Annotated in this window: 10 protein-coding genes and 2 pseudogenes; 3 read left to right on the top strand and 9 right to left on the bottom strand. The window is 65.2% G+C overall.

Going from position 1 to position 9,578, the window contains the following annotated elements; all coding sequences use genetic code 11:
* Window positions 1-392: 392 nt before the first annotated feature.
* Window positions 393-1,025 (top strand): MarC family protein, encoded by a 633-nt coding sequence (locus F618_RS0114055; protein ID WP_019568942.1) that lies wholly within the window; start codon window positions 393-395, stop codon window positions 1,023-1,025.
* A 70-nt stretch (window positions 1,026-1,095) separates the two neighbouring features.
* Here F618_RS0114055 and F618_RS0114050 read toward each other — a convergent pair whose 3' ends face one another.
* Together F618_RS0114050 and F618_RS0114045 are read right to left on the bottom strand one after the other, a co-directional pair.
* Window positions 1,096-1,596: a heme-binding protein gene (locus F618_RS0114050; RefSeq protein WP_019568941.1), complete on the bottom strand. Its 501-nt coding sequence runs from the start codon at window positions 1,594-1,596 to the stop codon at window positions 1,096-1,098.
* Window positions 1,597-1,808: 212 nt separating this feature from the next.
* Window positions 1,809-2,579, bottom strand: coding sequence for a hypothetical protein (locus tag F618_RS0114045; RefSeq protein ID WP_019568940.1), 771 nt, complete (start codon window positions 2,577-2,579; stop codon window positions 1,809-1,811).
* Between the two features lie 154 nt (window positions 2,580-2,733).
* On the opposite strand from F618_RS0114045, the gene F618_RS0114040 reads away from it, so the two are divergent.
* Window positions 2,734-3,789 carry an NAD(P)-dependent alcohol dehydrogenase gene (locus F618_RS0114040; protein ID WP_019568939.1) on the top strand — a complete coding sequence of 352 codons (1,056 nt, stop codon included), beginning with the start codon at window positions 2,734-2,736 and terminating at the stop codon, window positions 3,787-3,789.
* On the opposite strand, the gene F618_RS0114035 is transcribed toward F618_RS0114040, so the two are convergent.
* The 7 genes and pseudogenes from F618_RS0114035 to F618_RS15075 form a co-directional block, all read right to left on the bottom strand.
* Window positions 3,779-4,426 (bottom strand): dienelactone hydrolase family protein, encoded by a 648-nt coding sequence (locus F618_RS0114035; RefSeq protein WP_019568938.1) that lies wholly within the window; start codon window positions 4,424-4,426, stop codon window positions 3,779-3,781. The genes F618_RS0114040 and F618_RS0114035 overlap by 11 nt on opposite strands.
* On the bottom strand, window positions 4,413-5,066 hold the full coding sequence (locus F618_RS0114030) for a phosphoribosyltransferase (protein ID WP_019568937.1): 654 nt from the start codon (window positions 5,064-5,066) through the stop codon (window positions 4,413-4,415). The genes F618_RS0114035 and F618_RS0114030 overlap by 14 nt, the downstream gene beginning before the upstream one ends.
* Before the next feature lie 165 nt (window positions 5,067-5,231).
* Window positions 5,232-5,435, bottom strand: coding sequence for a DUF2892 domain-containing protein (locus F618_RS0114025; RefSeq protein ID WP_018145532.1), 204 nt, complete (start codon window positions 5,433-5,435; stop codon window positions 5,232-5,234).
* A 114-nt stretch (window positions 5,436-5,549) separates the two neighbouring features.
* Window positions 5,550-5,753 carry a DUF2892 domain-containing protein gene (locus F618_RS0114020; protein WP_019568936.1) on the bottom strand — a complete coding sequence of 68 codons (204 nt, stop codon included), beginning with the start codon at window positions 5,751-5,753 and terminating at the stop codon, window positions 5,550-5,552.
* 316 nt (window positions 5,754-6,069) lie between these two features.
* Window positions 6,070-7,374, bottom strand: a complete 1,305-nt coding sequence (locus F618_RS0114015; RefSeq protein ID WP_018169899.1) for a citrate synthase — start codon at window positions 7,372-7,374, stop codon at window positions 6,070-6,072.
* 138 nt (window positions 7,375-7,512) lie between these two features.
* The gene (locus F618_RS0114010) at window positions 7,513-8,484 is read right to left on the bottom strand and encodes a sensor domain-containing diguanylate cyclase (RefSeq protein ID WP_019568935.1); all 972 of its coding nucleotides are present in this window, start codon (window positions 8,482-8,484) and stop codon (window positions 7,513-7,515) included.
* Between the two features lie 55 nt (window positions 8,485-8,539).
* A pseudogene (locus tag F618_RS15075) lies at window positions 8,540-9,289 on the bottom strand (GGDEF domain-containing protein); the annotation flags it as partial.
* A 100-nt stretch (window positions 9,290-9,389) separates the two neighbouring features.
* Here F618_RS15075 and F618_RS15070 point away from each other — a divergent pair.
* Window positions 9,390-9,578, top strand: a pseudogene (locus F618_RS15070) (IS110 family transposase); the annotation flags it as partial.

Genomic DNA, 9,578 nt, shown 5'->3' with positions numbered 1-9,578 from the left:
CCAGGCGTCGGCGGTTGAACCCCAGGATCAGTGTCTTCGGGCCAGGGCATGAGAGGCCGGTGAGGAGAACCCCTGGCGCTCCTATGAGGTGCGCCCTTCCCCGGAAGGGCCGACCCTCGACTGTAGAGAAGGGCAGCTCCGCGACGAAGTGAAGTCCGGTCGGTAACCAACCCACGTATATCAGAGTGATCCACCGTCGCAATTCGCTTCTCGTGCCCTGACCCGAAGACATTGAAACAAGGAGGCCTCTATCGAACGCTATAGCCAACCGTTGACAGGTCAATCCATATCAGGTGCGTCGATCACGAAGGGCAATTTAAACCCCTAATGGCCAGGCCCATTCTGGGCATGTCATGGCCGTCGGCGAACATGGGCCAGAGGAGGGATCCGCCATGCTGGAACTGGGAATCGTCGCGTTGGCCACGTTCTTCGTGACCATCGGGCCGGTGGATGTCGCGGTGGTGTTTGCGGTCCTCAGTCGGGGCGTGGAGCCAGCCCAGCGCCGCGCCATGGCCATCCGCGGGGCGGCGGTCGCTGGCGGCATCCTGTTGCTGTTTGCGCTGGTCGGGGAGGCGCTGTTGTCGCTGCTGGGGATCTCGCTGGCGGCGCTTTATACCGCGGGCGGGATCCTGCTGTTGCTGATCGGCATCGACATGGTGTTCGCGCGCAGTTCGGGCGGGGTGTCGGCAACGGCGGCCGAGACGCAGGAGGCGCGTACCCGCAAGGACTTGTCGATCTTTCCGTTGGCCACGCCCTTGCTGGCCGGCCCCGGCGCGATGGGGGCCGCGATCCTGATGATGAGCCGGGCCGAGGGCGACTGGGCGGCCCAGGCCGTGGTTCTGGGCGCATTGGTGGCCGTAATGGTGCTCGCGCTGGTGTGCTTGCTGGTGGCGTCACGTCTGCAGCACTGGCTGGGTGTGACGGGCGCGCATGTGCTCACCCGCATTCTGGGCGTGCTGCTGAGCGCGCTGGCGATGCAGTTCATCTTCGACGGGCTTCAGCGAAGCGGCTTGCTGGGCGCCTGAAACGGTCGCGTGATCATGCGATGAAGGGGGCCCTCCGCTTATGCGAGAAGGCCCCGGGCGTTGGTGGGGATCAGAGCAGGTCTTCGGTGATGGCGTCGATGCCGGCTGCTGCGCATTCGTCATCGACCTGCCCGCTGGGGGCGCCGGAGATGCCGATGCCGCCGACGATCCGGCCATCGGTCGTGATCTGCTTGCCGCCGCCCAGAGTGCTGACGCCCGGCAGGTGCTGGATGCCATAGCCGGCCTCTCCTGGTTCGGTCATCTCGCGAAGCTCCAGGGTGTCGGTGCGGAAGCTGACGGCGGTCCAGGCCTTGCTGATGGCGGTGTCCACGGTGTGTGGACCGGCAAATCGGTCGCGCTTCAGGGCCTGCGGCGTCCCATGTCGGTCGACCACGGCTGCGGTGACCTGGGTGTCGCGTTCGCGGCAGGCCTCAACCGCGGCCTCTGCGGCCTTGACCGCAAGCTCGGGGATTAGCGTCGGGGTGTCGAAGGTACCCTCGCTGGCGTGCAGGGGCGCGGCGGAAAAGGCGAGCAAGATCGGGGCAGCAAGGCAGTAACGCAGGGTCTTCATGATGGGTCTCCAGAGAGCTGTGGTTTCGCACTCTGGTAACTAGATGCCCGGGCACGGCTCTTCAACGCGCCGAGACCCCGCGCTAAGTGGTATCCACTTTCTATCAAGTAAATCCACTTATCCGACAGTAAGTTACGGAAGAAGCCTTATAAAGCGGATTAAATAACGCCACGCCTGGCGGTTGTGCAGCGGGCGCCCGTCGGACGGGCCGATCAGGCGGCGCCGCTGGCGGCTTCACGCTCGCGGCGGGCGAGGTCGCGCAGGGCGTGACGCAGGGCCGGGCGCAGCGGGGTGTTCAGGTGCGTTCTTGCATGGGACGGCGGGATGGCATGCTGCCGGCAGAACAGCCCGAGGGCGTAGGCAAGGTCGTCGCGCGAGAGTGCGGTTTCGCGTTCGGCGCTCGGCCCCTTGCAGGCACCGCACTGATTCACGCGGACCTGGAAGGCGGTATTGGCCAGCATGACCCCGAAGCCCATTTGGGTGGCGAGGAGTTCCGCGATATGGGCCTCGTTGCCCTCCAGGGCGGGTGGGGGCTCGCCAGCCGTGGCGAGCAGGCGCAAGGCGATTTCGCGCGCGAAGTGGGCAATCAGCGCCTGGGAATGGGCGACGAGCTCCGGATCGTAGCGGATGCCGACGCCCCCGGACTGGGGGTCCGCCGGGTTGCGGCTCGGTCGGGCCGTATTCATCGCATCCCAGGGGATGGGGTCGTCCATCAGGTTTCCGGGGTGCACGAGCCGGAACGGGCTGTCCGCCAGTCCGGCATGGTCCAGCACGCGATCGAACACCAGTTGAGCCATGGCCTGGCGATTGTCGGCCTGCCCGGGGAAGTGCTCGGCCGTGGGCAGTACCAGATGTGCCTTGCGCAGCATCGGTCCCAGGTGCGGTTCGTTCCCGGCCCAGTCGAAGATGGCGTGGATCCATGCCCGGCTTTCGGGGTCGAGGGCCGGGGCGCGTTGAAACAGGCGGGGAATGAGCGAGATCACATGCGATCCTGAACGGCGGACGTAGGCTCATTGTAAGGCAGGCGAGCAGGCCGTCGCGATGGGCGCTGTTGCCGGTCGGTTGGCCTGCTATGTTTGTTGGATAAGGGCCGAATGCCGGCACGGCGTGCCGGTGGCTGCATCAAAGGAGATCACCATGAAGATGATGAAGGCGGCGGTTTTCGTCGAACCCGGACGGATCGAACTACAGGAGCGTCCGATCCCGGAGATCGGACCGACGGACGCCCTGCTGCGGGTGACGACCACGACCATCTGCGGGACCGATGTGCATATCCTCAAGGGCGAATACCCGGTGGAGGCGGGCCGCATCGTCGGGCATGAACCGGTTGGCGTGATCGAACGTCTCGGGGATGCGGTTACTGGCTACGAGGTCGGCCAGCGGGTCATCGCGGGCGCGATCACGCCCTGTGGGCAATGCCATTCCTGCCAGGAGGGCATCTCCAGTCAGTGCGGTGGCAAGGCCATGGGTGGCTGGCAGCTTGGCAACACGATCGATGGCTGCCAGGCGGAGTACGTGCGTATCCCCAATGCGCAGGCGAATCTGACCCCGGTGCCGGACGGTCTGAGCGACGAGCAGGTGCTGATGTGTCCCGACATCATGAGCACCGGTTTCGGCGGCGCCGAGCATGGGCATATCCACATCGGCGATACCGTGGCCGTGTTCGCCCAGGGCCCCATCGGGCTTTGTGCCACGGCGGGTGCCAAGCTCATGGGGGCCACCCGGATCATCGTGGTGGACGGGGTCCCGGAGCGCCTGGAGACTGCCCGCAAGCTGGGCGCGGATGTGGCAATCAACTTCCGCGAGCAGGACCCGGTCGAGACGATCATGGAGCTGACTGGCGGGCGCGGGGTCGATGTGTCCATCGAGGCCCTGGGGCAGCAGCAGACCTTCGAGGCCTGTCTGCGCATCCTGAAACCGGGCGGGACCCTTTCCAGTCTCGGGGTGTATTCGGGCAAGCTTTCCATGCCGCTGGATGCGATTGCAGCCGGGCTGGGCGATCACACCATCGTGACCACCCTGTGCCCCGGCGGGAAAGAACGCATGCGGCGGTTGATGGAGGTCGTCGCCTCGGGGCGCGTGGATCTGACGCCGATGGTGACGCACCGTTACAAGCTGGCGGATATCGAGACGGCTTACGAGCTGTTCTCGCATCAACGCGACGGCGTGCTGAAGGTCGCCATTACGCCGTAGGCAAGCACTTGTTGAACCAGTCGGCCGCGAGTTCGGCTGCCTGTTCCAGCGTGCCCGGTTCCTCGAACAGGTGGCTGGCGCCGGGTACGATCTGGAGCTCGCAGCGCGCGTGCATGAGTGCCTGCGCCTGGCGATTCAGTTGAATCACCATGGTGTCGTCACCGCCCACGATGAGGAGGGTGGGGCTCTCGACTCGGGGCAGGGCGGCGCCCGCCAGATCCGGGCGCCCGCCGCGCGAGACAACGGCCCGGATGGTCTCCGGAGCTGCTGCAGCGGCCTGCAACGCTGCGGCGGCGCCGGTGCTGGCGCCAAACAGCCCGAGCGGCAGGGGAGCCAGACGAGGCTGGGCGGCCGCCCATTGGCAGGCTTGCACCAGCCGCCGGCCGAGTAGCTCGATATCGAAGCGGTTGGCGTAGGTGCGATCCTCGGCCTCGGTGAGAAGGTCGAACATCAGGGTGGCGATGTTGCTTGCCTGCAGTGTCTGAGCGACCTGGTGGTTGCGCGGGCTCAGGCGGCTACTGCCGCTTCCGTGCGCGAAGATCACCAGTCCGGCGGGTGTCTCGGGCAGGCCGAGAATGCCCTGGTGGACCTGGTCGTCCAGGACCAGGGCGACAGTCTGTTCCTCAGCGCGAGACATCGGGTTTTTGCGCGTGGTGGACCGAGGCCATCAACGCGATGACCTCGTCGTCGGAGGTCTGGGCGAAATCCTCGTAGTACGCCCCCACCGAGCCGCGGTAGTACTTGGGGATGTCCAGGGTGACGAGTTCATCCACCTCGTTTTCCAGGAGCGCCGCGGTCTCCGCTGGTGCCACCGGGATCGCCACGACCAGGTGGCGAGGCTTGCGCTGACGCGCGTCACGGATCGCGGCGCGCATGGTCAGTCCGGTGGCGATCCCGTCGTCGACAATGATCGCCAGCTTGCCGCCAACGTCCGGGGAAGGCGTCGTGCAGTACAGTTGGCGCCTGCGCCGGGCTTCGGCGCGTTCGCGTGCCTCGGCCTGGTCCAGCCAGCCTGGATCGACGCGTTCCGCCTCGCGTGGATTGCAGACCGGTTCGCCCTGCTCGGGCACGGCACAGATCGCGTACTCGGGATGGAACGGGTGGCCGATCTTGCGCGGGATCAGGAGATCCAGTGGCATGCCCAGGTGCCGGGCGACGGCGATCCCCAGGGGGACTCCGCCGCGCGGCAAGGCATACACAACGCCGGGTTGGCCGCGATAGCGGTCCAGGGCATGTGCGAGTTGCTCGCCGGCTTCATTTCGGTCTCGAAAACGCATTTGGCCTACGCTCAGCGTGAGTGGGCATCACCTGAAGTGTAGACAGGTGTTGATCACTCGCGGGCGACGCAAACAAAAAGGCCGTTGATCACTCGCGGGCGACGCAAACAAAAAGGCCCGGGACCAGCGGTACCCGGGCCTTGGAAGGGGTGGGGCCCCTTGGTTTTAGTTGAAGGCTTCCCCGGGCTTCACGCCCATCGCCTTCAGGATCATTGCCAGCGGGCAGAAGCCGGTGAAGGCGGACTGCAACAGGTTGGCGCCGACGAACAGGGTCAGGATCAGCCACATCGGGGTGAAGACCCACCCGAGGATGGCGCTGATGATCACGACGGTGCCGGCAAAGGCGAGGACGATGCGGTCAATGCTCATGAATGGTGTCTCCTGGTTAAAGTATTAGCGAACTCTAATATGAAGTCTGGCGCTCACGAATTCAAGGGGCGCCGGGCTGATGGCGTTCCTCGCCCCCGATGCGTGGGACCGGGTTCAGGGGAAGATTTCGCCGGGCTTGAGCCCCATCGATTTCAGGATCATTACCAGCGGGCAGAAGCCGGTAAACGAGGCCTGAATCAGGTGGATGCCCATGAAGACGGCGAGCAGCAGCCACCAGGGGCTGGCCAACCAGGTGAGCAGTACGCTGATCAGGACGACAATACCGGCAAACAAAATGAAGAAACGGTCGGTAGACATGAGCACTTCCTCCCTTGTTACTACCCAGTAGATAGCACCGGCGCAGGGGTTCGGCAAGCATCCGTCTGAATGCCAGCCTGGGGGAGGCGGATCAACGCACGCGTTCGCGCTCGATCGGCAACGCTGTCGGTGGGCAGAATCGGCCAAGCCCCGGCGTTCCATCGGTCGTGGGGTGGGTCCTCCACGCTCCCCGATCTGCGTTGCGACCTCCAATGAGAGGACACAGGCCGGTAGCGCGTCTACCCGTCTGCGTGCCGTATCGGGTTGCGGAAAACACGGGGTGCCAACGCGGACGTACGCATGGATCCGTGTCTCTCTAGCGTTCCTCGATGGAGGTGTAGTCGCGCGAGCGGTAGCCGGTGTAGAGCTGGCGCGGGCGGCCGATGCGGGATTCGGGATCCTGCATCATTTCGTTCCAGTGCGAGATCCAGCCGACGGTGCGGGCGAGGGCGAAGATCACGGTGAACATGTTCAACGGGATGCCCATCGCGCGCAGGATGATGCCGGAGTAGAAGTCCACGTTGGGGTAGAGCTTGCGCTCGATGAAGTAGTCGTCCTCCATCGCGATACGTTCCAGCTCCATGGCGACGTCGAACAGGGGCTGGTTATCGGCGCCCATGTCGCCCATCTCCGCCAGCAGGTCGTGGCACATCTTGCGGATGATCTTGGCGCGCGGATCGTAGTTCTTGTACACGCGGTGGCCGAAGCCCATCAGGCGGAAGGAGTCGTTCTTGTCCTTCGCGCGGGCCACGAAGTCCTCCACGCTCTTGTCCGAGTGCACGATCTCCTCGAGCATGCGGATGACCTTCTCGTTCGCACCCCCATGCAGTGGCCCCCAAAGCGAGGCGATGCCGGCGGAGATCGCGGCAAACGGGTTGGCCTCGGAGGAGCCGGACAGGCGCACGGTGGAGGTCGAGGCGTTCTGCTCGTGGTCGGCGTGCAGGATCAGGATCAGGTCGAGCGCGCGCACGAACACCGGGTTCGGCTGGTAGGGCTCGCTGGGCACGCCGAACATCATCGCCAGGAAGTTGGCGGTGTAGGACAGGTTGTTGTCCGGGTACATGAACGGCTGGCCGTTGGCGTACTTGTACGACCAGGCGGCGATGGTGGGCATCTTGGAGATCAGCCGGTGCGCGGCGATGCGCCGATGTTCCGGGTTATGCACGTCCACGTTGTCGTGATAGAAGGCCGACAGCGCGCCGACCACACCGACCATGATCGCCATTGGATGCGCGTCGTGGCGGAAGCCGTCGAAGAAGCGGCGCACGGCCTCGTGCAGCATCGAGTGCTCCTTGATGATGCGCGAGAAGTCGTGCAGGTCGTCGGCGGCAGGCAGGTCGCCGTTCAGCAGCAGATAGCAGACCTCGAGATAGGTGCTCTCTTCCGCCAACTGTTCAATCGGGTAGCCGCGGTAGAGCAGGGTGCCCTCGTCGCCGTCGATGAAGGTGACGTCCGAACGACAGCTGGCCGTGGACATGAACCCCGGGTCATAAGTGAAGTAGCCGAGCTCCTTGTACAGGGTGCGGACATCCAGGCAGTTCGGGCCGTGCGAGCCCTCCTGGATCGGCAGTTCGATGCTCTTGCCGGTGGTGTTGTCGGTCAGCGTGACGGTTTTGCTCATGAAACGGCCTCGTAGCGAAGGGGACGTCCGGATGCGGATTAGGTGAATGGTAAACCATCGACCGGCCCGCGGCAGAGGGGTGCGTGAAGTGTGTTGGTCCCGGAGGAAAAGGGCGATCGCGCTTGCCGCGCGAGGGCGTCAGGGCCCGGGGGTTCCGCGGCGCTGGCGCTTGTCGGCGTACATCGCGGCATCGGCGCTGGTCTGGGCCTCGGGCAGGGACCCGCTGACGGTGCGGCAGGCGTAACCGATGGAGGCCGACACACCGGCCTCCTGTAGCGCCGCACGCAGCCGGTTCGCGATCCCGAGGAGGTGGTCGGCCGGCGTCTCCGGAAGCAGCACGCCAAATTCGTCTCCACCCAGGCGGGCAACGATGTCGATTTCGCGACTGGCATCCCGCAGGGCCTGGCCAGCCGCCTTGATCAATCGATCGCCGGCGTCATGGCCTTCCTGGTCGTTGACGGTCTTCAGGTTGTCGAGGTCGATGGCGACGAGACCCGCCGGGAGGCTGTGATCCTGGCAGCGCTGTTCCTCGGCGCTCAACGCGAGTAGCCAGCCGCGCCGGTTGTAGGTGCCCGTAAGGGCGTCGTTGTACGCCTCCAGTCGCAGGGCCTCGCGCTCGCGTTCAAGTTCGTCGATCTGGCGGCGCTGGCGGATCAGTGACTCGATGACGGTGACGGCGGCCTGTATCTGTTCCGATTGCGCTTCGATGTCGGCCGATATGGGCTCCGGATTCATCGCGCAAAGTACGCCATACATCTCGTACTCACGGTCCTGTACCGGAAACCCGATGTAGCTGCCGATGGCGGGGGGATCGGGTTGTGCGGCGAGGGCTTCCCGGTAGGCGGGAACCTGTTGTACGTCCGGGGCGATTCGCGGGCCGCGTTCGGCGAGCATGCGGATGCAGAAGGAATTGCTCCAGTCAAAGGCCGTGCCGGCCTGAATGCCGTAGCCGTGGTCGTCGGCGCGCACGACGATCTGCTCGTTGTCCTCGATGCGGGTCAGCATCCAGACGTCCAGGGGGGCGATCCGGTGGAGCAGTTTCAGGACGTGATCGACCCCGAGGTTGAACGGCGAGGGCGCGGTATCGGGGAGGTCGAAGATTCGGGCCATGGGACAATCCGTCGAGACGGTGGGGCGGCGGTTCGCCGCGCAGGATGGAAAAAGTCTAGGAGATCGCGGGTCGCGCTGCCGGTCGCAGTTCGCGTTCCGCGCGCTTCAGGGCGTGTTCCAGGCTTCCAGCACCGGGTTCGCGCATGGCGTGGCCAATGGCCGCGGGGATGGCCTTTGCGGACAGGGCCTGGCGGATGTGTTGCGCCCGCGCCGCCAGGGGTTGCGCCCTCAAGTCGATCGCGAGCAGGCCGAAGCGGGTGCCACCGAGTCGACCGATCAGGTCGGTGGGGCCTGCCAGGCCCTGCAGGGCGAGGATCGCGCGAACCAGTTCGGTGTCATCCTGAATGCCAGTGCTGTCCACGCTCGAGTCCCCGGGGAAGAGATCGAACAGGATGATGCCGGCGGGTTGGCCGCTCTGTTGGCAGCGGGTCTCCTCCGCGTCCAGCGCGAGCTCCCAGCCGTGGCGGTTGAGCACGCCGGTCAGGGGATCACCGTGGGCGGCCAGGGCCGCGTGCTGCCGCAGCCGGTCCAGCCCCTCGGCGCGCTGGCTGAGGCGCAGCAGGTGCCCCAGTGAACCTGCCAGGGCACGAACGACCGGCTCATGGTGTTCGATGGCGGAGTCCATGGGTTCGGGATGCAATCCGCAAAGCGTGCCGAAGAGTTCGCCATCGGCATCGTACAGCGGGAACCCGATGTAGCAGCCAATCGTTGCGACGTCATTGATCGGGGCACTGGCATAGGCTGGAACCGTGCGTGCGTCCGCGGCGATGTTCGGTCCATCTCCGGCATTCATGTGCACGCAGTAGACATCATGGATTGACCTGCCCGACCTCGAGAGCGTGGGTTATGTTTTCGGGGTTGGGATAACCACCTTCAACACAGAGCCATTATCGAGGGGGCAGGTCATGAATGAGTTTATCGCGGAAGGGGTGAAGGATGCAGGCCCGGTGACGGGGCAGGCCGGGGTGAAGCGAGTGCTCGAGCAAGCGAGCAACGTCTACGGTGCCTACATCGGGCTGGACGTGCATAAGGAGACGATTGCGGTGGCGGTGGCCGAGTGCGGTCGTGGCGCGCCGGAGTATTACGGGGAGATC

This window comes from Thioalkalivibrio sp. ALMg13-2, assembly GCF_000381185.1.
Taxonomy (GTDB): domain Bacteria; phylum Pseudomonadota; class Gammaproteobacteria; order Ectothiorhodospirales; family Ectothiorhodospiraceae; genus Thioalkalivibrio; species Thioalkalivibrio versutus.
This window is presented reverse-complemented; position numbering and strand designations above follow the sequence as displayed.